The sequence below is a fragment of the Akkermansia sp. KLE1798 genome (genome assembly GCF_001580195.1).
Lineage (GTDB): Bacteria > Verrucomicrobiota > Verrucomicrobiia > Verrucomicrobiales > Akkermansiaceae > Akkermansia > Akkermansia biwaensis.
This window is the reverse complement of record NZ_KQ971087.1, coordinates 1-22543: the sequence shown is the minus strand read 5'-3', so window position 1 is coordinate 22543 and position 22543 is coordinate 1. Positions and strand designations below refer to the sequence as shown.

The 22543-nt window shown below is 60.0% G+C and carries 21 protein-coding genes; 14 read left to right on the top strand and 7 right to left on the bottom strand.

All coding sequences use genetic code 11. The annotated features are described in order from the left end of the window. Positions 1–8: 8 nt before the first annotated feature. From HMPREF3039_RS08535 to HMPREF3039_RS08520, 4 genes are read right to left on the bottom strand one after another with little or no spacing between them, the layout of a single operon-like run. Positions 9–980 carry a KpsF/GutQ family sugar-phosphate isomerase gene (locus HMPREF3039_RS08535; protein ID WP_067572783.1) on the bottom strand — a complete coding sequence of 324 codons (972 nt, stop codon included), beginning with the start codon at positions 978–980 and terminating at the stop codon, positions 9–11. Positions 981–1024: 44 nt separating this feature from the next. After that, positions 1025–1795, bottom strand: coding sequence for a HesA/MoeB/ThiF family protein (locus HMPREF3039_RS08530; RefSeq protein WP_067572785.1), 771 nt, complete (start codon positions 1793–1795; stop codon positions 1025–1027). Between the two features lie 6 nt (positions 1796–1801). Continuing rightward, positions 1802–2362, bottom strand: a complete 561-nt coding sequence (locus tag HMPREF3039_RS08525; RefSeq protein WP_082770231.1) for an HdeD family acid-resistance protein — start codon at positions 2360–2362, stop codon at positions 1802–1804. Positions 2363–2410: 48 nt separating this feature from the next. Beyond that, a complete protein-coding gene (locus HMPREF3039_RS08520) occupies positions 2411–3343 on the bottom strand; it encodes a hypothetical protein (protein WP_067572788.1) in 933 nt (310 codons plus the stop codon). Between the two features lie 65 nt (positions 3344–3408). Between HMPREF3039_RS08520 and HMPREF3039_RS08515 the strand changes: the two genes are divergently transcribed. Then, complete coding sequence (locus HMPREF3039_RS08515) at positions 3409–4284, top strand: alpha/beta hydrolase (protein WP_147550037.1); 876 nt, start codon at positions 3409–3411, stop codon at positions 4282–4284. A gap of 42 nt (positions 4285–4326) precedes the next feature. Here the strand turns inward: HMPREF3039_RS08515 and HMPREF3039_RS08510 are convergent, their stop codons facing one another. From HMPREF3039_RS08510 to HMPREF3039_RS08500, 3 genes are read right to left on the bottom strand one after another with little or no spacing between them, the layout of a single operon-like run. After that, positions 4327–5253: a hypothetical protein gene (locus HMPREF3039_RS08510; protein ID WP_067572792.1), complete on the bottom strand. Its 927-nt coding sequence runs from the start codon at positions 5251–5253 to the stop codon at positions 4327–4329. Positions 5254–5294: 41 nt separating this feature from the next. Continuing rightward, complete coding sequence (locus HMPREF3039_RS08505; RefSeq protein WP_067572794.1) at positions 5295–7325, bottom strand: Sip1-related alpha-galactosidase; 2031 nt, start codon at positions 7323–7325, stop codon at positions 5295–5297. A 10-nt stretch (positions 7326–7335) separates the two neighbouring features. Further along, entirely contained in the window at positions 7336–8433 is a 1098-nt protein-coding gene (locus HMPREF3039_RS08500) for a DUF5009 domain-containing protein (protein ID WP_067572796.1), read from the bottom strand. 132 nt (positions 8434–8565) lie between these two features. Between HMPREF3039_RS08500 and HMPREF3039_RS08495 the strand changes: the two genes are divergently transcribed. The 13 genes from HMPREF3039_RS08495 to HMPREF3039_RS08435 form a co-directional block, all read left to right on the top strand. After that, positions 8566–9195, top strand: coding sequence for a L,D-transpeptidase (locus tag HMPREF3039_RS08495; RefSeq protein ID WP_067572798.1), 630 nt, complete (start codon positions 8566–8568; stop codon positions 9193–9195). Positions 9196–9260: 65 nt separating this feature from the next. Next, the gene (locus HMPREF3039_RS08490) at positions 9261–11720 is read left to right on the top strand and encodes a peptidoglycan D,D-transpeptidase FtsI family protein (RefSeq protein WP_197483339.1); all 2460 of its coding nucleotides are present in this window, start codon (positions 9261–9263) and stop codon (positions 11718–11720) included. A gap of 274 nt (positions 11721–11994) precedes the next feature. Further along, positions 11995–14229, top strand: coding sequence for a hypothetical protein (locus HMPREF3039_RS08485; protein WP_147550040.1), 2235 nt, complete (start codon positions 11995–11997; stop codon positions 14227–14229). 322 nt (positions 14230–14551) lie between these two features. After that, a complete protein-coding gene (atpB, locus tag HMPREF3039_RS08480) occupies positions 14552–15475 on the top strand; it encodes a F0F1 ATP synthase subunit A (protein ID WP_067572804.1) in 924 nt (307 codons plus the stop codon). An 83-nt stretch (positions 15476–15558) separates the two neighbouring features. After that, positions 15559–15777, top strand: a complete 219-nt coding sequence (locus tag HMPREF3039_RS08475) for an ATP synthase F0 subunit C (protein ID WP_067572806.1) — start codon at positions 15559–15561, stop codon at positions 15775–15777. A 100-nt stretch (positions 15778–15877) separates the two neighbouring features. Then, entirely contained in the window at positions 15878–16405 is a 528-nt protein-coding gene (locus tag HMPREF3039_RS08470; protein ID WP_067572831.1) for a F0F1 ATP synthase subunit B family protein, read from the top strand. Positions 16406–16413: 8 nt separating this feature from the next. Beyond that, positions 16414–16821: a F0F1 ATP synthase subunit delta gene (locus HMPREF3039_RS08465; protein ID WP_067572808.1), complete on the top strand. Its 408-nt coding sequence runs from the start codon at positions 16414–16416 to the stop codon at positions 16819–16821. A 19-nt stretch (positions 16822–16840) separates the two neighbouring features. After that, positions 16841–18373, top strand: a complete 1533-nt coding sequence (atpA, locus tag HMPREF3039_RS08460) for a F0F1 ATP synthase subunit alpha (protein ID WP_067572810.1) — start codon at positions 16841–16843, stop codon at positions 18371–18373. Between the two features lie 21 nt (positions 18374–18394). Then, positions 18395–19267 (top strand): ATP synthase F1 subunit gamma, encoded by an 873-nt coding sequence (atpG, locus tag HMPREF3039_RS08455; RefSeq protein WP_067572812.1) that lies wholly within the window; start codon positions 18395–18397, stop codon positions 19265–19267. 75 nt (positions 19268–19342) lie between these two features. Further along, the gene (gene atpD / locus HMPREF3039_RS08450) at positions 19343–20761 is read left to right on the top strand and encodes a F0F1 ATP synthase subunit beta (RefSeq protein WP_067572814.1); all 1419 of its coding nucleotides are present in this window, start codon (positions 19343–19345) and stop codon (positions 20759–20761) included. A 24-nt stretch (positions 20762–20785) separates the two neighbouring features. Further along, positions 20786–21208, top strand: coding sequence for an ATP synthase F1 subunit epsilon (gene atpC, locus HMPREF3039_RS08445; protein ID WP_067572816.1), 423 nt, complete (start codon positions 20786–20788; stop codon positions 21206–21208). Then, entirely contained in the window at positions 21208–21762 is a 555-nt protein-coding gene (locus tag HMPREF3039_RS08440) for a DUF5069 domain-containing protein (protein WP_067572818.1), read from the top strand. Before atpC ends, HMPREF3039_RS08440 begins: the two co-directional genes overlap by 1 nt. Positions 21763–22050: 288 nt before the next feature. Then, on the top strand, positions 22051–22543 hold a 493-nt coding region (locus tag HMPREF3039_RS08435), incomplete at its 3' end, for a hypothetical protein (protein WP_156473611.1).

Sequence of the window (22543 nt, the reverse complement as noted above, 5' to 3'; positions counted from 1 at the left end):
TGCGGAGGTTAAACCAGCTTCATCCGCGCCAGGTCCTGGAGGTCGATGATGCCGACGGGCGCCATGTCCTTGTTGAGTACCACCAGGTCGTCAATGTGGCGGTTGCTGACGGCTTTCACGGCTTCCGCCGCCAGGTCGTCTTCCATCACGTAGATGGGGTTGCGGGTCATGAGGCCGCCGACGGGCTGCTGGCCGATGAGAGGGTTGGCGCCGTAGGCCCTGACGAAGTCGCCGTGGGTGAAGATGCCGGCCAGTTTGCCGTCCGCCGTGAGCAGGATGCAGGCTCCCGTGTGGGCGGTGGTCATTGCTTTCAGGCAGTCGTTGACGGTGGCCGTTTCCGGCAGAATGGCCATTTCATCCCCCTGGCGCATGATGTCGCTCACCTTGGTAAGGAGGGCGCGGCCCAGGGAGCCGCCCGGGTGGCGTTTGGCAAAGTCTTTTGCGGTGAAGTGGCGCGCTTCCACCAGGGCCATGGCGAGGGCGTCCCCCATGACGAGCATGGCCGTGGTGCTGGACGTGGGGGCCAGGTTCAGCGGGCAGGCCTCGCGGGAAACTCCCGTGTCCAGGACGACGTCCGAGTATTTGGCCAGAGAAGAATGGATGTTCCCCGTCATGGAGATGACGGGAAGTTCAAAGCGCTTGATGAAGGGAAGAAGGGTCAGGAGTTCCGTGGTTTCCCCGGAGAAGGACATGGCGATGCAGACGTCTCCGTCCTGGACGATGCCCAGGTCCCCGTGCAGGGCGTTCAGGGAGTCCAGCATGACGGTGGGCGTGCCCGTGGAGTTCAGGGTGGCTACGATTTTGGCCCCGACGTTGCCGGATTTTCCGACGCCGGCGATGACGATCTTGTTGCCGCGGTCCAGGGCCCGGGACATGAGGTCCACGGCCTTGTTGAAGTTTTCATCCAGCCGGGACAGGACGCCACGCAGTTCTTCAATCTCCATTTCAAAAACGGATCTGGCGCGTGTTAAATGGTTCATATCTGGCGGGAATGATGCCAGAGGCCCCTTCTTCCGTCAATTTTTCATTGCGGCTCCTCCTCCCCTCCGTTCCTGCATTTGCAGGTGGGGCTGGGATGCAGGGGAATGACCGTGAAGCGCATGCGCAGGGTGTCCGCGGAGAGCAGCCCTCCCCTGAGCGGAGAGGGGATGCCGGCAAGGGCTTTCAGGGCTTCCAGCGCCTGGATGCACCCGATGATTCCCGCATGCGCGCCCAGGATGCCCGCCGCGGAGGCGGTGTCTTCCTCCTGCATGGGCGTTTCTTCCGGAAAGAGGCAGCGGTAGCAGGCCGTGCCTTCGTGGGGGGCGAACACGGCCGCCTGGCCGATGAAGCCTTTCACGGCGCCGTGCACCAGCGGGATGCGGAGGGCGGCGCAGGCGTCCGCCAGGGCAAAGCGTGCCGCGTAGTTGTCTGATGCGTCCACGGCCAGGTCGCATTTTTCCAGCAGGGCCAGGGCATTGTCCGGCGTGAGGCGTTCCGTGGCCGTGGTGATTTCCACGGCGGGGTTCAGGGCTTTCAGGCGGCAGGACGCGCTGGCCGTCTTGGCGGTTCCGGCGGAGTCCGTGGCGTGCAGAATCTGGCGCTGGAGATTGGAGAGGGTGACCGCGTCCGGATCAATGAGGGTGAGCCTGCCCACTCCGGCGGCGGCAAGGTAAAGGGCCGCGGGGGAACCAAGCCCCCCGAGGCCCACCAGGGCGATGTGCGCCCGTTTGAGTTTTTGCTGCCCTTCCTCGCCCAGTTCCGGCAGGGAAAGATGCCTTGCGTAGCGTTCCGTTTCTTCCTGGGTGAGGGGCATGAATGATTAAAGTGATTCGCGGAGACGGCCGGAGCGGCCGCTGAAGGCGTACAGGAGCAGCGTCCATCCGGAGAAGATGAGTTCCACTGCAACCAGCGTGCCGATGAACCAGGCGGAGGATTCCGGCCAGCCGAAGATGACCATGAGGCCAAGAATCAGCGTAATGATTACATTGAACAGGCGCCACCCGCTGGCGGGAAGGGAGCGGGTCTGGAGCCATAAGGCGCCCTGGAAGACGGCCGCGATGACCAGGCCCCATCCGATGATGAGCGTGGTGATGGCCAGGGAGATGTTCGGGTCACGGAACAGGAACCAGCCGACGATGGCGTACAGGATAGCCATCACCAGGTTCCACCCTCTGGAGGCCGGAACGGTAAATACCTGCACCAGCCGGATGACGGCCAGTACCATCAGCATGATGCCGATGACCCAGATGAAGCTGGCTCCTACGAGCCAAGGTGACGCCAGAGCAATAAATCCAAGAAATAGCTCAATGACGCCAAGGATGCCCATCCACCATGAACCGCCGGACACCGAGGTGCTGTTGACTTGAGGTTGAGTTGTCATATGGCGGTATGACCGGACCCGCGCAGGAAACGTTGAAGAATGACGATTTTATTTAGCGGCGCCCGGTACGGCGGGTGCGCTTTTAGGGGCCATGGTGTTTAATAATTCCGGGGTGACGTTGATCAGCGAAGGCCCGTTTCTTGGGAGTTCCTTGGGCGGAACGAAGTAGGTGAAGGCGCGTGCGGGGAGATGGCCCGGAATTTCCGGCATGATGTACACTTCCACCAGCACGGCTCCTTTTTCGCCGCTGGGGCTGTCCGCAAAGTTCAGCGTGATGGAGTTGCCCCCGTCCCTGAGGCCGCCGGAGATGACTTCCGCCTGCCTGGTGTTGTCGAATTCATGATGGGAGATGTTGTTGATATTGGCCTTTACGGTGCGACCGGGGCAGTCCACCAGGATTTTGGCGATGTATTTGGCCGGAGGGCAAAGAGGCGGAACGGGCGGGATTTTTCCAAGGGGCTGGAATCCGTCCTGCTCCATCAGCACGGTGGCGTCTCCGCGCTTCAGACGGTCCTTGACGGCGGGGAGGCGGGAGAGGTTGAAGAAGCGGGCCTGGTCGTATTTCCATTTGCCGCGTTCATTCGTGAACAACAGGACCAGGGCGTTGGCGTCCGTGGGTTCCTCGCCCAGCCCCAGGTCCACTTTTCCATAATAGGTGGCCGCCGCCGTGGGGCCGTCCACCACGGAACCCACGTACATGAGCGGAGACAGGGCCGGAGGCGCCATGGGCTGCCGGAACAGGGAGGCGGGGAAGGGCCGCTTTTCGGAAACGGCCAGATTGCGGACTTTCACCTGGCGGTAGGCGGAGGTGGTGGCCCTCCACCCGTCATAGTTGCCGCGGAGCATGTGCAGGCGCCAGGTGTTGTAGGCCACGTCCAGATCGTCCCTCAATTGGGAGTCTCCGGGGCGCGGCGCTGCGAGAGCGGAATTCACGAAGGCTGCGGCGCAACAGGCAAGGGCAAGAAAGGAGCGGAAGGTCATTACACGATTATTTAGACATCAAACTTGCGCGGAGTGCAACACAATTGCATCATGAAGCCGTCCTCATGGAATTGTTCACGGAAGCCGATCATCTGGCGGAAGCCCGCTACAGGAAACTGCTGCGGGAGCAGCCCGGCTTTGCATGGAGGCGCTTTTCCGACGGAGAGGAACTGATGGCCTACGCGTTTTTTCCTCCGGGCCATGAGGCGTCCGCTTCCGTTCCCTCCGTCCTGTTTTTTCACGGCGGCATGTGGGTGGGCAAGAGCCTGGGGGATTTTGTGCCGTGGGCTCTTCATCTGGCGCAGCAGGGCATTGCGAGCATTATTCCGATGTTCCGCACGCGCGGCGCGTATGAAGTGGAGCCGCTGGATATTCTGGAAGAGGCGCGCGAGGCCTGGGCCTGGGTGTATGAGAATGCCCCCCTGCTGGGGCTGGACCCGTCCCGCATTACCGTGGCGGGCAGCGATGCCGGAGGATTGATGGCCCTGCATGCGGCGCTGCCGGACCAGCCCGCCCGCTGGTCCCTTTTCCGCAAGAAGGCCCCCCTGCCGCCCGGACCTGCGGCAGTGGCCCTGTTCCGCGGCGTGTGCGACCTTTCCGCGGATTCCGTGTTCAAGCTGACGGATACGATGACGCCGGAGCAGAGGGATTCCCTGAATCCGCTGAAGCGTCTGCAAAAGGGGCTTCCCCCCCTGTTCGCCAGCCATGGGGGGCGGGACAGGCTGCTGCCGTGGCGGACCAGCGAACGCCTGACGGAATTGTGGAGGAAGAAGAGGAACAAGGCCAGGTTCGAGCTGCTGGACGTGGCCGACCACACGTTTTACCATTTTAATGTGAATGCCGCGTATTTTGAGCAACTTCTCAACAGTTGGAGCTCGTTCATGGTGGAGCAGGGCCTGTGGGAGTATAACGAGGGGATGGATGCGGGCCTGCTGGGCTGAGCCCGGCGCGTGGAAGGACCGTTTTTGCGGGTACGGGAGGCGTTATTTCCTGCCGCCCAGCATGTTTTCCCTGATTTCCTGCATGTCGCGGCGGAATTCGGCCTGCGTCCGGGGCGTGGGAGGTTTGACATCCCATTCCGCTAGTTTTTTACGCACGCGGAGGAGCAGTTCCTGTTCGTCCACGCCGTATTTTTTGCACAGGGGGGACAGGGCCAGTTCGCTGCCCGTGAAGCGGCCTTTCAGAAAGAACGGCAGGTCATGCCGCCATGCGCGGCGGAAGTCTTCCGGGCATTGTTCCGTATTGATGGGGGAAAAGAGCTCCCGGACCTGGCTTTCCCTGATGCCTCCGGCGTTCATGCAGATGGAGGTTTCCACGTAGGCGAGCGTGAATTCCAGCATGACCCGTTCAATGGACCGGGCGGCTTTTTCCAACTGGGCCGGCGTGAGGTCCATGACCTGGGCCCGCAGAGCCACCAGCGCCTTCAGGATGTCTTTGGGATTTCCGCAGGTGCGGGGATCCATGCGCGGAATTTTTTCCTCTTCGTCGTAAAGCGGGATGGGAGGCCGGACGCCGGGATTTATTTTAAAAAGGCTTCCCTGGAGCCGTTCCCGCAGGTCTTTCAGGCTGATGCCGTATTTGCGCAGCACGGGGGCGGCGTAGTTGCGGCCCGGTTTGGCCGCCTGCTTGAGCCATGCTTCCTGGAAGTCCGGCGGGCAGTCTTGCAAGCCCGCAGCCAGCATGGCCTTGCGGAAGTCTTCCGCCCTGGGCGTCTTGTTGACATAGGCGTGCGTCCATTCCAGCTCCAGCATCCAGATGGCGGTCAGGCTCAGGAATTGTTCAATGGCTTGTTTCGGTTCCGGAGCATTTGGCGCCGCCGCGGACTGCTCCGCCGTATTTCCGGATGCCGCAGGGGGCAGCCAGCACGTCAGCAGCGCCACGGAAACCAGCGTGATACGGAGAATGCACATGGACTTATCATGACAGGCCCGTTTTCCGGTGGCGAGCAAATTCATTCCGCCGTTACCGTGACGTCCAGAGGCCGGGAGGAGACGGGGAATTGAAGTTCATAGAAGCCGTTTCCCAGGTTTTTGACGGGCGTGCCGCCTGCCTTGACCGGGCCCTTTCCGTGCCAGATGACGACCGGTCCCGATTCCCTGATGCGGAAGCGGAGGGAGGCTTTCGCGTATTCCGGGGTGCCTTCCAGGGCGCAGGGGGAGAGGAATTTGTCCCCCCTGCCGATGACCGCCCAGCCGCCGACAATGGGAGCCAGGATGAACAGCCGGTCCTGGAAGCCCGTGATGTCCACGTCCAGCTCCGGCCGGGATGCCGTGAGGGAGCGTCCCCCTTCCGCCGAATAAGCGGCGATGCCTTCCAGGGGCGTCCCGTAATAGCCCAGCGCCTGATTTCCTTTCAGCAGGGCGCCGGCATGGCAGTAGTCGTTCAGAGAGATTTTTCCGCGGATGGCCGTTTCCGGGGAGGGGTGTTTCAGATTGTACAGGACCACTGCGGCGCTTTGGCCGGGCAGCGGGGCGATGACCCGGTAAAGGCGGTCTTCATTCAGGGCGTCCAGAAAGACGGAGTCCGGCAGGGGCACGGCGGGAGCCAGGGGACGGAGCAGAAGACCGTCCGACCAGACGAGAGGCATGATGTGTTCCGGGTTGAGTTTGTCCGCCGGGTCCGAGAGATAGACGGGGCCGCCGGATACGGCCTTGGAGATGGCCATCAGGCGGGCGCTGGCGGGGTCCGTGGAGTGGAACATGTCGTGGTCCGGCCATGCGGTCTGCCCCAGCCACAGCGTGTTGGCGTAGGATTGGAGAAGGTGGGATTTGCCCATGGCCTCGTCTCCCATTTTATAGTCGATGCTGCACCGGGTGACGGCGCTGTGCCGCGTGTTCTGGATGTTGACGGTTCCCTGGGCCATGCAGTTGATCAGCTCCAGTCCTGTCTGGCGGCATGCCTTTTCCAGCGCCTCGGAGCATTTGGTGTTGTGGTGGACCGGGTTGTCCAGGCCGTCCGCCTGTTTCAGGTATTCCGCCTGGACGTCGATCTTCACGAAGTCGAACCCGGCGTCCCTGACAGACTGGAGGAAGGGCTTGTAGAACGCCCCGGCTCCGCCGGGACCGTCGCCGGGCAGGATGTTGCCCCTGGGGGTGGAGACCAGTCCGCGGGCGACCTGGGGGCCAAGCCGGTGCTTGGGGTGGATGCCCTTCCAAAGGCCGTAATAGCAGTGCCACAGGCCCATCCATTTCAGCTTGGCGCTTTTGTGCTTCATGAGGGGCTTCCAGCCCTCCGGGAATTTGTCCTGCCGGGGCTGGAAGCTGATCAGCTTGAGCCCTTCCTGGACCTGGAAGCCGTCGTCCACCAGCAGCCACCGGACGGGCACGGGGGATTCCTCCAGATGGCGCGCCGTTTTTTCAAGAAGGGCGGAAGTGATGTTTTTCTTGTATTGTTCCCAACTGCACCAGCCGAGATATTTGAAGGGTTCCGGGTAGGCTTTTTTTTCACGGGGAAGGGTTCTGCCTTTCAAAAAGGGGAGGGACAGGGCTTTTTCCCATACGGCGGAGCAGGTGTTGTAAATATTGCCGTCCACGGCCATGACGGCGAGGACGGACTGGGGTTTGGCGAGGTTTTTCCCCAGGGTGCCGTATTCCACCATGAAGTTTCCCTTTCCGTCAATGCTCAGCCACGCCAGGGAATCCGGTTCGGCAACGGGCAGTACGGCCATGTACCGGCCGTCCTTGAGATGGAACAGGGCAAACATGGCGTGCACGCCCGGCTTGGCGACGGTGGGGTTCGGCTTGCCGTCCATCAGCTTTCCGGGGTCCGTTTTTCCAAACCAGGGCAGCACGCGGTTGCCGTCGCCGGGCCATCGGCCCCGGTCCGCCGCAAACCAGCAGAAGGATTGGTAGGGCGGTACGGGAAGGGGGAGTGCGGTTTTTCCCGGTACGGGACGCAGCAGGGAGGTTTGCGGCTGGGCAACGGCCGTCCAGGCAGTGAGTGCCATCAGCAATGGCATGATCAGGCGTGCGGTTGTCATCATGTTCAGTAGGCTACAGTTTGATAAAAATACTGCGTTTGTAGAAGAAAAAAAGAATCAGCCATTGCAGCAGGAGCAGGGTGGCGGCCAGAAAAACGGGCTGGAAGGGCGGAAACAGGTCTGCCGCCCCGCTGAAGATGCGCTGGTTGAGGGAGTGGATGTTGAGAAGCTGGTAAATCAGGTAGGCCGCCAGCGCGTTCAGGCCGATGATACGGAAGGGGAACGTCCATAGGCGGAATTTCCAGACGTCTATGAGCAGATGGAACAGTGCCAGTAACATCAGGGAGACGCCTGCCGCGGCCAGCACGAATGTGCCGGTCCACATTTTCTTGATGATGGGGTAGATGCCGTCCAGCCCCCACGCCATTCCGAACAGGCATGCTCCCGCGGCCAGCATCAGCAGGACACGGCGGACTGGCGGCACGCGCCCGTCCTGCAGGAAGCTTCCGGCCAGCCAGCCTCCCAGGCACAGGGCGGCTGCGGAGATGATGCAGAGGGGGCCTTCCGGATCAAATGTCCCGCCGTGCAGGCTCCCCGGGAGCATGTGCGTGTCCAGCCATGAATTGACGGAGCCGGAAGGAGTGAAGTCCCCTCCGGAGAATTGGAGCAGGGCGACCAGGGCCAGAATGCCGCCTGCCGCGGCGGCTATGGCTCTCCGGCGCCTGAGCAGGAGCACGCAGGTGCCCCCCATGGCGCAGGAAAGGCCGATGAGCCCCAGCACGGACGCATACCTCATGTCTTCCGTCCAGGCAAGGGGGCCGTTGACAAGCATTCCCAGGAGGACCAGGAGAGAGGCTCTCTTCCAGATTTTGAGCAGGCGTGGCCCCGGTCCGGTTTTTTCATCCGCATGCCGTGCCAGTGAGAAAGACATGGAAACGCCCGCAATGAAGACGAAGACGGGGAAGACGAGGTCATACAGGCGCAGTCCCTGCCAGCCGGCATGAGTCATCTGGATGGCGGCGGTGTTGAGCAGTCCGTTTCCCGGCGCCGTGGAAGCCAGCAGCAGGATAAGCGCGTCCAGTCCCAGGATGACGAGCATGTCCAATCCCCGCAGGGCATCCAGGGATGCCAGTCTTGGGGGGCGTTTGGAGGTGGAAGAGAGATGATTCAAAGCAGGCCGGGAAAGAGGTGGAACGGGGATATATACGCAAGAAAGGTCTTTTCTTTATCATTCCGTGAAAACATGCCGGGTCGGGAGGGAATCGTGCTTGATTTCCGCAGTTGGAGAGGGTAAGCAAGCCGCATGCCGCGCGCGCCCATTACCCTTCTCCTTTTCCTGTGTGTGTCCGTGCTGCTGGCGGGGTGCTCCTCTTCCACGAAGGCTCCCAACGGCAGGCCGCTGATGAAGGACGGCAGGTATGCCTCTTCCTACAATGCCTTTGTGGCGGACCCGAATTACCGCCATACGCGGGACGTCTGGTATCACGACGCCCGCATCAGCCAGGCCGGGACGAAGAACAGCAAAATTGTCATTCATCTGAAGAACCAGCGCGGCGTGCTGTGGGTGGACGACCAGGTGGCCATGGATTTCCCCGTCTGCACCGGAAGGTCCACCCATGAAACGCCGCAGGGCAGGTTCACCATCATCCAGAAGGATGAGGATTACCGTTCCCGGTCCTACGGCAGCGTGTTTGACGTGAGCGGCAAGTGCGTGAATTCGGACGCGACTTCCTCCTCTCCCGTTCCGCGCGGCGGCAAGTTCATCGGAGCCAAAATGCCGCTGTGGATGCGCATTCACGGAGGAATCGGCCTGCATGTGGGGACCGTGTACCGGGATGCCAATTCCCACGGGTGCATCCGGGTGCCCGTGGAGGCATGCCGCATTTTGTTTGACAAATGCGGCCTGGGAACGGCCGTAGTAGTTCAGGAGTAAGTGCAAGCGCGAATAATCGTTGATTCCTGCCCGTACATTTGGCACACTTCCGCAAGTTCATGAAAATGATGGCTTTGATACGTTCCCTGGTGTTGCTGGCAAGTTTGGCCGCCTTTGCTGCGGACACGGCCTGCGGCCAGGCCGCCCGCAGGGGAAGTTCTTCACGCCGGGCCGCCCCCGCGGCAACTCCGGCCCAGGCTCCGGCAGAGGATGACGCCGTAAAAACCGTTGACCTGGGGGACAGGAAAACGTCTGACGGCACCGCTTCCGGAGAGAGAGAGGGGCTGGGCGATGTTCCGGAAATGCCCCGGGAAACGGACAAGGAGCAGAGCGGGCTGGATTCCCTTTCCCTGATTCCTTCCTTGAGCGGGGGGCGCCTGGATGCCGCGCGCGAGGCCCACACCAGCACGCGGCCTTCCGCCAGGACGATGGCCCTCCTGATTCCCGCCCCCCGCGGCCCCATTCTGGACCGTCACGGGGAGCCGCTGGCCGTAACGCAGGTAGCCTACCAGCTGGCCTTGAGGTTTGAGATTTTTGAGAATCCGGACAGGTCCCGCGTGGTGGAGTTTGCCCGCAACTGCCTGCAGCAGGCGGAGAAAATAGCCGGAAAGGCATGGACTTTTTCCGACGACCAGTTCTGGAAACATTATGAGCACCGCCGCTGGCTGCCACTGCCGCTGACCAATGTCATCCGCGCGGAAGATGCGGAGAAGCTGAAGGACAAGGTGAAGAATGTCCGCGGCCTTCAGCTGATGCCCATTTATATCCGGTATTATCCGGAGAAGTCCATTGCGGGCCATATTGGAGGTTATGTGGGTTCCCGCGGCAAGCTGCCTACGGGCCCCATCAACCACATGGACCCCCTGTTTGAGCAGGTGGAGGGGCGTGCCGGGCTGGAGAAGGAATTCAACAAGGCACTGACCGGAACGCCGGGCGTGTGGCGCCTGATGTTTGACGAGGACGGCAACAAGATTTTGGACGAACTGCAAATACGCCCCAAACCGGGCGGCGCCGTGGTGACCACCCTGAACCTGAAATGGCAGCGGGATGCGGAACGCATTCTTTCCCGCGGCAAGAGGCGCGGCGCCATGGTGGTGCTGGACTGCGTGACGGGGGAAATACTGGTGATGGCCTCCACGCCTTCCTACGACCCGAACCTGTTTATCCCGAATATTTCCCAAAAGGATTACGATGCCCTGCGCAATGACCCCGCCGGTCCGCTGGGCGCCCGTGCGTTCCAGGGGCGCTATCCCCCCGCTTCCACGTTCAAGGTGATGACCGTTGCCAGCGCGCTCAAAAACAGGAAAATTACGGAGGATTCCGTGATTGACTGCCCCGCCTCCATCACGATCGGCAACCACGTGTTCAAGAACTGGAGCAAGGTGCCTCTGGGTTCCGCCAATTGCATTCGTGCCCTGGCCATGTCCAATAATCCGTTCATGTACCAGATGGGACTGAGGCTGGGAGCGGAAGCGCTGATGGATACCGCACGGGCTTTCGGCCTGGGCGAGCGCACCGGGCTTCCTCTTCCGGATGATCCCGGCCTTGTTCCTACCAGCGAGTACATGATCCGCAATTACAAGCGCGATTTCATGCCGGGGGATGCCGCCAACTTGTCCATAGGCCAGGGTCCCCTGCTGGCGACGCCTCTCCAGGTGGCCCACATGATGGCGGGCGTGGCCAACGGCTATCTCCCCAGGCTTCAATTGATCAAGCAGATCCAGGACGGCAATTCCAATGTGGTTTACGCTCCCAGGCCCCAGGAGGTGCAGCGGCCGCTGCCCGACTATGAAAAAGCCCTGGCCAGCGTGCGCAAGGGGATGAAGGCCGTTATTGAAGGCGGTACGGGCGGTCGCGCCCGCCTCTCCTATTCCAGCATTGCGGGCAAGTCCGGAACGGCCCAGTGGGGGCCGGAGCGGGAAGACAAGCGCCTGGCCTGGTTTGCCGGGTTCATGCCCTATGAAAATCCCCGTTTTGCGTATGTGGTGCTGCACGAAGGGAGGCCGCATGAAACCCTGGGCGGGGGCGCTGTTGCCGCGCCCATCGTGAAAGAGTTTTTTGAACTGGAGAAGAAGGATATCAAGGCCATCATCGACCCGCCCAAGGATGACATTCCCGTAGCGGAACCGGTGGAGGAAACTTCCGCCACGGAAGCGGCCGCCATCCGCGAGCAGGGCCGCGTTCCCGCCGTAGTCCCGGACAACCTGCCTCCCGGCCTGTATGATCCGGAAGGAATGGAGCCTATCAAGGTTCATGAAATCCCCGCTGATCTGGACGATTCTTCCGATGCCGAAATCAAGGCGACTCCCGTAGGCGGCGTTCCGCGGAATGCCCGTCGGACGGCTCCTCCGCTTTCGGAGGACCCTTCTGCGGCTCCGCTGGCTCCGCGGCGCGGGGATTCCGACTACATACCGGGTTTGCCCCGCCAGATTCCGCGTCATCTCAATCATACCGTTCCCGTGACGTCTCCCGCTCCGCGGGCGCCTATGCCGGCGGATGATATACCGATGGCGGAACCTCTTTAGGAATAACTGGCTGTGACTGGGGGTGCACTGCGGGCTTCCTGTCCGGAAGGGGAGAATATGCCGTTTGCCGCGGCTGTGGATGGGAGAAAGGGGAGAGGCTTATCCCGTGGCGGCAGGGGTGACGCGGCCCGTTGATGCCGCTGCTATTCCTCATTATGCTTGCCTCACACGGCGGGAATGCCTATATACTGTCAGTGTTGCATGTCGATAAGGCTGTTGTGTCCGGATCTCCGGACGCCCTGAGAGGTGCATTAAGACCCCATGTTTCAAGACAATGAAAACCCATTATCTTTACTCGATACCCTGTGTGGCGCTCACTTGCGCCCTTGCCGGATGTTCCGACGACAATAAGAATTCTTCCGGCAAGCCGGACCAGGATGCCGCGGCGTCCACTCCGGCCGCCGCGATTGACCTGAGCAAGCCGGTCACTGCCGATCTGGTGGCGAAACGCGCCGAACGCCTGGGCATAGCCGCCCTGTTCCCCAGGGAAATGAGCATGGTGACGGGTGTTTATGATATTCCCGGCATGATCAAGGGCTTCCAGAGCCTGAACATGTTCAAGACATGGGGGGCGTGCGAAGTGGATGTGGAAGAGGAGGATGAAAGCATCGCCATTCCCGGAGAGGATGGCGGCGAGGTTGTCGTGAATGAGGATCTTTCCGAAATTACCGTCAAGAAGGTGGACAGCCCGGTGATTGACGCCATGGTCGGCTTCGGCCCCGGATGGGCGGCCTGGCTGGACAGCGCCCAGGGAGCCTTTGGCAATATGGGGAAGCATCAGATGGAGTCGATGCTGGACATGTATTCCCTCTTTTCCTCCCGCAATGGCGGAGCGAACACGAATCCTGACACCATGCCCGCCGGAACTTCAATGGTGATGATCGGGACTTTCAACATGCTCGCTCAATGGGCTGCGCTGGTCGATCTGCGGCCTTCACAGGACAAGACGGCTCCGGTGATGGTCGCCGCCAAGCTGACTCCCGATGCCCTGGCCCAGGTCCAGTCTGCCCTGAAGGATGCCAATCTGCCGGAAGACATGGAGCTGCACGGCATTGTGTCTCTGTATGACAAGACATACAACGGCCTTGCGTGCAAGGTGGCGGAAGTGGACTGCAAGAAATTGCGCGCCAAGATAGAAGAAAACCTGAAGGAGGTTTATTCCGATAATTCCATTACTCCCGAAACCAGGGAGCAGATCAACGAGGCATTGAAGCGCCTTGATGATTCCAAGCTGTACGCGGTCGTCGGCTTCGTCAATGACACGCTTGTAGGCTTTGTGACCACGAATCCTGAGTTGCAGGTGCATGTGGCCGCATCCCCGCAGGATTCCGTCGTTGCCCGTCCGGACTTCAACATGGCGGACGGCCAGCTTCAGTATCCCGCCTACGGATTGTGCTTTGCGGACAAGGCTTTGATGCAGGCCGCGCTGAAGTCCGATATGGCCATGTACAAGGGCTATCTGACCGGCTTGAAGCAGGTGATGGAATTCCTCGGCAAGGAATGGAAGGTTGCGGATATGGCTCCGGCCCTGTCCTCTCTGGATTCCATTCAGGGAAATATTCTCGGCTTCTATGATAAGATGGCGCGTAACGCCACGCCCGTTTCCTGGTATTCCTGGCAGAACCAGGGGGTTCATCTGGAAATAGCCATGTACCCGATGGACTGCTACAAGCTGGATGCCCCCACGGCTATGAATTCCGTGCGTCCCGGCGCGGACACCGTTCTTTACTGGTCCGGCGCCGTCAACCATGAGACGGTGGACATGTATTATTCCCTGATTGGGGATGTTTCCCAGATTGTGTGGGACTACGGCAACGCCTACATTGCCGATCCCAAGAACAAGGTGAGCGACCAGGTGAGCATGGCGGCCCCCATGATCCAGATGGCCCGGCCCACCATTGAAGAACTCTGGAAGGCCCAGAAACTGGCCTGGAACGGCATGACCGGCGCAGGCGCTTATGTGGTGGACATGAAGGGAGCCCCCAATCCCATGCTCCAGAATGTTCCGTCTCCGCGTTTCTCCCTGGTTTATGAGATCAAGGACCGCGCCGCCCTGGGCCAGGCCTGGCAAAAGGTGATCGACGCTTCCAAGACGATTGTTCCGCTGGTCAGCCAGGGCAAGATGACGGAACTGCCCGCTCCCAAGGCCACTACGGAAGGGGATGTCACCACGTACGATTATCAATGCCCGCTGGGCGCGGATCTGAATCCCGTGGTGAGCGTGTCCGATTCCCGCTGGGCCCTCAGCATGCCCAAGGCGTTCGGTGACGAAGTTCTCAAGGAGTCCATGAAGGCTCCCGGCCAGGTGGCCCCGATGGAGTTCCAGCTGAACCTGGTTCCGGTCCGGGACGCCCTGAAGAGCGCCGCTGACGGAAACAAGGATATCCGGAAAGCCGCCAAGGCCCTGGACGTGATCACCTCCGACGTTACGGGCATTCATGCCACGGGCCGCAAGGCTGGTGACGGCAGGGACGTGTACCACATCCATATTCTTTCCGCCGGCAAGTAAACCTGCCATGACGTTTTGACGGAGGCCGCTTCACCACGCGTGGAGCGGCCTTCCTTTTTATCCGAAGCGGGAGAAAGCTCCGCTTGTGCGGGAAGTCCCGGGGTACTCCGGACTTTCCTTCCGTTATTTATGGCGGATGGATTGCAGGAACAGGGCGGCTTTCCTGCGGAGCGTGAGATTATGAACAAATGTATACATTTTATCCGCGTGCCGAGTTTTGAGCTTGCCAAGGGTAGGGCGAAAGTCCACAATTACCACTGTCAAATAAAGGAGATGCCTTTTATTTGCCGGAATGGACACAAGCAATGGCTAGAGAGAAACGATGAGCAGATTTTTCCAGTTCCTGTGGTTGGCGGCGGCAATGGTGTCCGGCATGCTGGGCGGGACTGCCCAGGCGGCGGAGGAAAGCGGAGGCCATGGGCTGGACCAGGCGGCCCCCCAGCTGTTTTCCCTGCCTCTTCCCGGAGGAATCGAACTGCCGGTTTCCAATTCCATGCTGATGCTTTTCCTGGCCGTTCTCCTCATCAGCCTGGTGGTATGGCTGGCTACGCGCGCCATGAAGATTCTTCCCTCCAGGTTCCAGAACATGGTGGAGTATTTTTTTGAGACCCTGTACAATTTTGTGGAGTCCCTTCTGGGGCCGCGGCTCACCCGCAAGTATTTCTGGTACTTCGGCACCATTTTCACCATCATTCTGGTCAGCAATTACATGGGGCTTTTGCCCGGCGTCGGCACCATTACCTATCATGGGGTTCCTCTTTTCCGCGGGGCGAACGCCGACCTGAACGTGACCATGTTCCTGGGACTGTTTTATGCCGTGATGTGGCTGTACTGGAGCATTCGGGAGCAGGGGCTGAAGCATTTCTTCCTCCATCTGTTCGGTCCCAAGGGGGGGATGAAGGGGTTCATGGGGGCGGTGCTGGTTCCCATTTTCATTTTCGTGGGGATTGTGGAGTGCCTCAGCATTGCCATCCGGCCCATTGCGCTGGCCGCCCGTTTGTTCGGAAACATTTACGCCGGTGAGACGATCATTGAAACGATGTCCCACATGTTCGGTCCCCTGGGAAGCGCCTTGTGCGTACTGCCGTTCCTGGCCATTGAACTGCTGGTCGGCTTCATCCAGGCACTCGTATTCCTTCTTCTTACCGCCATTTTCCTGAAGCTCCAGATAGGCGATGAAGATTCCCAGAGGCACGACACTCCTCCGGAATCCCTGCCGGAACCCGGAGCCGGGAACAAGCCCTGAACCGGGTGTAGAATTTCCGTTTCCGACCATGGGCAAACCGTGGGGGAACGTTCCAACAACAAAAAACATAACCAACAGACAATATGATTGATCCTACCGCAATGGCTTCCCTTGCCGAGCTGTCCGGCAATGTGGGGTTCGGCCTCGTTACCATCGGCGCCGGCCTGGGCATTGGCATGATTGGCGCGAAGGCCGCCGAATCCACCGGGCGCAATCCCGGCGCTTCCTCCTCCATCATGGTGATTGCCATCACGCTGGCGGCCCTGATTGAAGGGGTGGCCCTGATTTCCATTTTCATGTAGTCATGAATTTGCTCCGTTCCCGGGCGGCGTGGCCCGGCCGGGAACGGCCTTCCCCTTTTCCGGAGTATTTTCTCCGGCATGTTCCAACCAATTCATTTTTATGCTGCAAATCATAGCCGACCAGTCCTGGAACCCTTTCGCGCCCTTTGGCGTGACAAGCTGGGAGCCGTTTCTAGCCAACCTGATCGCCTTCATCCTGATGGTGGTGATTCTGCGTTACGTGGCATTCAAGCCCATCCAGAATATTCTGGAAAAAAGGCGCCAGCGCATTGAGGAAGGCGAGGAAATGCGGGAGGAAAGCGAACGCCAATTGGCGACCGTGAAGGAACAGACGCGGGAAATGCTGGTGGAAGCGGGTGAAAAGGGGCAGGAGAAGATAGACGCCGCCAAGGCCGCGGCCGCCCGCCTGCTGGAAGAGCAGGAAGCCGCCGCTTCCGAGAAGGCGGCGGAAATCATCAAGAAGGCGCATGAGCTTTCCGCCCTGGAACAGCAGAAGGAGCGCGACGCCCTGAAGGAGCAGTTCGGCCAGCTGGTGGCGCTTGCCACGGCCCAGGTCACCGGCAAGGTGCTGACGGAGGAAGACCAGCGCCGCATCAACCGGGAGGCCATTGACAGCCTGGATTCCTGAATGTTTTTATGAAGATCGGCAAGGACACGCAAAACGCCGCGCGCAGGCTTTTCCGGCTCTGCATGGACGGCAATTCCGTGGTGGAAGACCGGGTGCGCCTGGTTGCCCGGAAAATCGTGGAACGCAAGCCCCGCAATTATGAGGCCCTGCTGACCGCTTTTTCCCGCATGGTGGAATACGCCGTGAAGAGCCGGACCGCCACCATCCGGAGCGCCGTGCCCCTGACGGACGAGGAACGCTCCCAAATCCAGCAGAAGCTGGCCGCGAAATACGGCGCAGGCCTTTATTACCACTGGGAGGTTGCCCCGGAATTGCTGGGCGGCATCCGCATCCAGGTGGGCGACGATGTGCGCGACGGTTCCGTTCGCTCCAAAATAGACCGGCTGGCCGATCTGGCCCGCTCCCTTTCCAATTAACCAATGAACCATTTTTCCCATGAGCAACATACTTCAAGAACTCGAAGCAGAAATTAAGAAAGCCACGGCTGCCGTCAGCCAGGAAAACGTGGGCGTCATTCGTTCCGTGGGGGACGGCGTCGCCAAGATCGAAGGGCTGAGCGGCGTGATGCTCAATGAAATGCTTGAATTCCCCGGCGGCGTAATGGGCCTGGCGATGAACCTGGAAGAGCACGAAGTGGGCGCCGTCATCCTGGGTGACGATTCCGACCTGAAGGAAGGGGACATCGTCAAATGCACGGGCCGTCTTCTTTCCGTTCCCGTGGGCCGCGCCCTGCTTGGCCGCGTAGTGAATACGCTGGGCGAACCGATTGACGGCAAGGGGCCGATTGAGGCGGAAGCCTATTATCCCGTGGAGAAGATCGCCTCCGGCATTATTTCCCGCCAGTCCGTTTCCGTTCCGGTGCAGACGGGCATTCTCCCCATTGACGCGATGATTCCCATTGGCCGCGGCCAGCGCGAACTGATCATCGGCGACCGCGCCACGGGCAAGACGGCCATTGCGGTGGACACGATGATCGCCCAGGCGGAACAGAATCGCCTGGCGGAGGAAGGCAAGCTGCCCGATCACCAGCCCCTGTACAACATTTACGTGGCCATCGGCCAAAAGCGTTCCAACATCAGCCGCCTGGTGGCCAAGCTGGAGGAAACCGGGACCATGAAATATTCCATCGTGGTGGCCGCTTCCGCCTCCGATCCCGCCGCCATGCTGTATCTGGCGCCGTACGCCGGGTGCGCGATGGGTGAATATTTCATGGACAAGGGGGAAGACGCCCTGATCGTGTACGACGACCTTTCCAAGCACGCCGTGGCCTACCGCCAGATTTCCCTGATTCTGCGCCGTCCATCCGGGCGGGAAGCGTATCCCGGCGACGTGTTTTACCTGCACAGCCGCCTTCTGGAGCGCGCCGCCCGCATCAACAAGGAGCACGGCGGCGGTTCCCTGACGGCGCTCCCCATCATCGAGACCCAGGCGGGCGACGTTTCCGCTTATATTCCCACGAACGTCATTTCCATCACGGACGGCCAGATATTCCTGGAGACGGACTTGTTCTACCAGGGGGTGCGGCCTGCCATCAACGTGGGTATTTCCGTATCCCGCGTGGGTTCCTCCGCCCAGACGAAGATCATCAAGAAGCTGGCCGGCTCCGTGAAGCTGGACCTGGCCCAGTTTACGGAATTGCAGGCCTTCGCCCAGTTCGGTTCCGATCTGGACGCGAACACCAAGGCCAAGCTGGCGCGCGGCCAGCGCATCGTGGAACTGTTCAAGCAGAACCAGTACGAACCCAAGTCCCTGGGGCTGGAGGCCGCCGACCTGTACGCGATGCAGAAAGGATATTTTGACGACGTGCCGGTGGACCGCATCAAGCAATGCCAGAACGCCTGGGAGGCCTACCTCCAGGACCAGCATCCGGATTTGCTGGAAAGCATTCTGCAGGTGAAGGACCTGACCCCTGAGATAGACGCCGGGCTCAAGGCCGCCATCGAATCCTTCAAGCTCAGCTGGAACTAACGATTACCGGAGCACTGAAACATGGGCAACCTGAGAGACATCAGACGCCGGATCAAGTCCGTCAAAAACACGTCCCAGATCACCAGGGCGATGCAGATGGTGGCTTCCGCCAAGATGCGCCGCGCCCAGGAGCAGGCCGTGAAGGGCCGCGCCTACATCCGCGCCCTGGCGGAAGTGCTCTACCATCTCCAGGATGAAATAGATACCAATTCCAGCCCCCTGATGCAGAGCCACGGCGGCGTGGACCTGGTGCTTCTGGTGAACACGGACCGCGGCTTGTGCGGCGGCCTGAACGCCAACCTCATCAAGATGACGCGGGAGGCCGCGCCGGAAGGCGCCCATTACGTTACCATCGGCCGCAAGTTGAATGCCACGCTGGCCAGGCTGGGGGATCAATTGGACGCCACCTGGAGCCTGACGGACCCTCTTTCCCTGTTGGAACTGAAGCCCATTTTCGATTTCCTGCTGAAGAAATTCAAGGAGGGGGAATACAGCCGCGTATTTGTGGCCTTCTCCGGCTTTGTGAACACGATGGTGCAGAAGCCCCTTTTCCGCCAGCTTTTGCCCATTGAACAGGATCCCCTGATGAAGATGGCCAAGGCCGGGGGCGCCTCCCTGGACGGGGCGGAGGCCCACAAGCAGTTCCTGCTGGAGCCGAGCCCCACGGATTTGCTGAATACGATTCTGCCGCTGTACGTTTTCCACGGGCTGGTGCAGATCGTGCTGGAGGCCCGCGCTTCCGAGCATTCCGCCCGCATGGTCGCCATGAAGGGCGCCACGGAAAACGCCAAAAACATCATCAACGGACTTACGCTGGATTACAACAAGGCGCGCCAGACGCAGATCACCAACGAATTGCTGGAAATCACCACCGCCATGCGCGCCATGGAATAAGGACACCGACGGCTTTCACCCATCCCGCAAGCAACTTTTCCCTTCATCATATTTCAATATTAACATTTTCTCATTATGAATAACACAGGCACTCTCGTTCAAATCATCGGCGCCGTGGTCGATGCCGATTTTTCCCGGTCCGAAACGCTTCCCGCCCTGCTCAATGCCCTGGAAGTGGATTATGAGATCAACGGGCAGCGCAAGACCCTGGTGCTGGAAGTCCAGCAGCACATCGGCGACGGCTGGGTGCGCGCCGTGGCCATGAGCTCCACGGACGGCCTGCGCCGCGGCATGCCCGTGCGCGATCTGGGACACCCCATTGAAGTGCCGGTGGGACCGTGCGTTCTGGGCCGCATTTTCAATGTTCTGGGTGAGGCCGTGGATGAGCGGGGCAAGCCTGACTGCGCCGGGGTGAGAAGCATCCACCGCAGCGCTCCTCCCCTGGACGAACAGTCCACCAGTACGGAGGTGCTGGAAACGGGCATCAAGGTGATCGACCTGATCTGCCCCTTCCTGAAAGGCGGCAAGGTCGGCGCGTTCGGCGGCGCCGGCGTGGGCAAGACCGTGCTCATCATGGAGCTGATCAACAACATCGCCAAGGCGCGCAGCGGCCTTTCCGTTTTTGCCGGGGTGGGGGAACGTACCCGCGAAGGGAACGACCTGTACAATGAAATGATTGAATCCGGCGTCATTAATCTGGAAAAGCCGGAGGAGTCCAAGGTGGCCCTGGTGTACGGCCAGATGAACGAGCCGCCGGGAGCGCGTCTGCGCGTGGCCCTTTCCGCCCTGACCATGGCGGAATATTTCCGCGATGAAGAGCACAAGGACGTGCTCCTGTTCATCGACAACATTTTCCGTTTCTCCCAGGCGGGGTCGGAAGTGTCCGCCCTGCTGGGCCGCACCCCGTCCGCCGTGGGCTACCAGCCGAATCTGGCGGAGGAAATGGCGGACCTTCAGGAGCGCATCACATCCACCCGGAACGGTTCCATCACGTCCATGCAGGCTGTTTATGTCCCTGCGGACGACTTGACGGACCCCGCTCCCGCCACCACCTTCGCCCACCTGGATTCCACGGTGGTGCTGGAACGTGCGCTGGCCGCCCAGGGCCTGTTCCCCGCGGTGGACCCGCTGGCCTCCACCTCCAAGGCTCTTGCCCCGGAAACCGTGGGAGAGGAACACTACCAGGTGGCGCGCGGCGTGCAGATGGTCCTGCAGCGCTACAAGGACCTTCAGGACATGATCGCCATTCTGGGCATGGATGAGCTTTCCGAAGAAGACAAGCTCATCGTGAGCCGGGCCCGCAAAATCCAGCGCTTCCTGACGCAGCCCTTCCATGTGGCGGAAGTCTTCTCCAGTATTCCCGGCGCCTATGTACCCGTGTCCGAAACGGTCCGCGGGTTCAAGGAGATTCTGGAAGGCAAGCTGGACATGGTCTCGGAAGACGCCTTTTTCATGCGCGGCAGCATAGAAGACGTTCTCAAGGAGGCCAAATAACCCTTTTCCCGATCGTTCCGTACCATGAGCATGGAGTTCAAAGTCATTACCCCGGATGAAGTGGTGGTCTCCGCCAAGGTGGAATATGTGTACCTGCCCGGCAGCCTTGGTGAAATGGGGGTGCTGGACCACCACACGGCCATGATCACTTCCCTGGAACCGGGGGAGCTCCGCTACAAGCCTGTGGACGGACCGGAGGAAAGCATGGTGGTGGGAACCGGATTTGTGCAGATCAACGATGACCATGTACTCATGGTGACGGACCTGGCTTTGGACTCCTCCCAGATTGATGAAAGCAGCGTGGAGCGCGCCATTGAGGAAGCGCAGGAAGTGCTGAAGGCCCGTTCTGAAATGTCCCGCGAGGAACAGGCGCGGTTTGAGGCCAGCCTGACCAAGCAGATCATGATGCTGAATTTCAAACGCAAGCACAGAACCCCCGGACGGTGATGGAGGAAGATTGGAACGATACGTTTTACGACCTTTTCCGCGAAGCGGTGGGGCGCTACCATGAAGGCCACCGGAATGTGGACGGCTTCTTCACGGACCAGGAAATCATGTTTCTGTCTTCCATCGGCTGTCGCACGAGGGAATTGTTTGACTTTGTGGAATCCTATGCCCGCACGGGAGCTCCGTCTCCTACGACGGTACTGCTGATAGCCGCGGCGCGCCGGGATTTTTTCCTGATTATCCAGCATGGCCAGTTTTACCAGGGAAAACCCGTGATCGGGTATGATTTGCCCGGATTCGGAGATGAGCTCAGCGGCCTTCCCTACCTGCCGCGCCTGATTGCCAAGGCGAGAGCCAAGCTGGCCGGGTCCATGGGAGACGATATCATTTACTGCTGTGAAAACGACCGCCGTTTTTTCCGGGACCACGGCCACATTCATCCTGCCGATTTTCTGCGCGTAGTCTGGGCCGCCGGGGACAGCGATCCGAAGATTTACGACTATGTGCGCCAGTGCGCCCTGAACTCTTCGGCAAAGCCCGTGGAGGAAGAGTAGCGGAGGCAGGTAGTGCTTTGATTTCTGTTTTTCAGGAATCGGATTTGTTGAACGGAATAAATTCCTGTTCTGGTAATCGACTGTGATTAGAATGTTGATTCCAGTGTAATTTTCATTTTTGTCCCGGCATTTTTAGGAATTCATCGGAAAGGATAAGCCCGTTTTTCTGTATATTACCTCCCATTTCAAAGATGAAATGAGTCCTTAACATTTTAGGCGTCTTTCATTTGGGCGACCGGTAGTTCTACATTGTCCGCAAATCATTCAACAATCCTGATTTGCAAGACAATGAACAATACCGACAACACCCTGGATCCCCGCTATCCCTTCGTTCCCATGTTCGCCAATGGCCTCCCACAAGGCGACTTCTACGTCAACGGCATCACCGCTCCCGTTCTCATCACTCCACGCTCCGCTTCCGATGACACTCGCCATGAATGGACCGGGTACCTCAAAATTATGAAAGGTGGAACCTATTTCCTTTCCCTGGCCGCCGATTCTTTCATCTCCCTGTCCATTCCCTTCAAGAATATGGAGTTCACGAAGGAAGCAAAAGACACTCCCGTGAAGCCGGAGAGCGTCGTACTGGAACAGGGGTATTACTGGTGTCAAATCATCCATGAATATCATCCCGCCCTGGGCTCCGCACAGGAATTCTGCCTTGCCATTCTCTCCGACAAGGCGGATGTGCCCGATATCAATTCCTACCTCGACCCCAATGTGACTCCTCCGGACAAGGAAGGGGAGGAAGTCATCACCCTGGTCAATCTCTATCGGGACG

Coding starts and splice junctions, on each gene's coding strand:
- HMPREF3039_RS08535 (WP_067572783.1), bottom strand. CDS start 980: ATGAACCATTTAACACGCGCCAGATCCGTTTTTGAAATGGAGATTGAA.
- HMPREF3039_RS08530 (WP_067572785.1), bottom strand. CDS start 1,795: ATGCCCCTCACCCAGGAAGAAACGGAACGCTACGCAAGGCATCTTTCC.
- HMPREF3039_RS08525 (WP_082770231.1), bottom strand. CDS start 2,362: ATGACAACTCAACCTCAAGTCAACAGCACCTCGGTGTCCGGCGGTTCA.
- HMPREF3039_RS08520 (WP_067572788.1), bottom strand. CDS start 3,343: ATGACCTTCCGCTCCTTTCTTGCCCTTGCCTGTTGCGCCGCAGCCTTC.
- HMPREF3039_RS08515 (WP_147550037.1), top strand. CDS start 3,409: ATGGAATTGTTCACGGAAGCCGATCATCTGGCGGAAGCCCGCTACAGG.
- HMPREF3039_RS08510 (WP_067572792.1), bottom strand. CDS start 5,253: ATGTGCATTCTCCGTATCACGCTGGTTTCCGTGGCGCTGCTGACGTGC.
- HMPREF3039_RS08505 (WP_067572794.1), bottom strand. CDS start 7,325: ATGATGACAACCGCACGCCTGATCATGCCATTGCTGATGGCACTCACT.
- HMPREF3039_RS08495 (WP_067572798.1), top strand. CDS start 8,566: ATGCCGCGCGCGCCCATTACCCTTCTCCTTTTCCTGTGTGTGTCCGTG.
- HMPREF3039_RS08490 (WP_197483339.1), top strand. CDS start 9,261: ATGATGGCTTTGATACGTTCCCTGGTGTTGCTGGCAAGTTTGGCCGCC.
- HMPREF3039_RS08485 (WP_147550040.1), top strand. CDS start 11,995: ATGAAAACCCATTATCTTTACTCGATACCCTGTGTGGCGCTCACTTGC.
- atpB (WP_067572804.1), top strand. CDS start 14,552: ATGAGCAGATTTTTCCAGTTCCTGTGGTTGGCGGCGGCAATGGTGTCC.
- HMPREF3039_RS08475 (WP_067572806.1), top strand. CDS start 15,559: ATGATTGATCCTACCGCAATGGCTTCCCTTGCCGAGCTGTCCGGCAAT.
- HMPREF3039_RS08470 (WP_067572831.1), top strand. CDS start 15,878: ATGCTGCAAATCATAGCCGACCAGTCCTGGAACCCTTTCGCGCCCTTT.
- HMPREF3039_RS08465 (WP_067572808.1), top strand. CDS start 16,414: ATGAAGATCGGCAAGGACACGCAAAACGCCGCGCGCAGGCTTTTCCGG.
- atpA (WP_067572810.1), top strand. CDS start 16,841: ATGAGCAACATACTTCAAGAACTCGAAGCAGAAATTAAGAAAGCCACG.
- atpG (WP_067572812.1), top strand. CDS start 18,395: ATGGGCAACCTGAGAGACATCAGACGCCGGATCAAGTCCGTCAAAAAC.
- atpD (WP_067572814.1), top strand. CDS start 19,343: ATGAATAACACAGGCACTCTCGTTCAAATCATCGGCGCCGTGGTCGAT.
- atpC (WP_067572816.1), top strand. CDS start 20,786: ATGAGCATGGAGTTCAAAGTCATTACCCCGGATGAAGTGGTGGTCTCC.
- HMPREF3039_RS08440 (WP_067572818.1), top strand. CDS start 21,208: ATGGAGGAAGATTGGAACGATACGTTTTACGACCTTTTCCGCGAAGCG.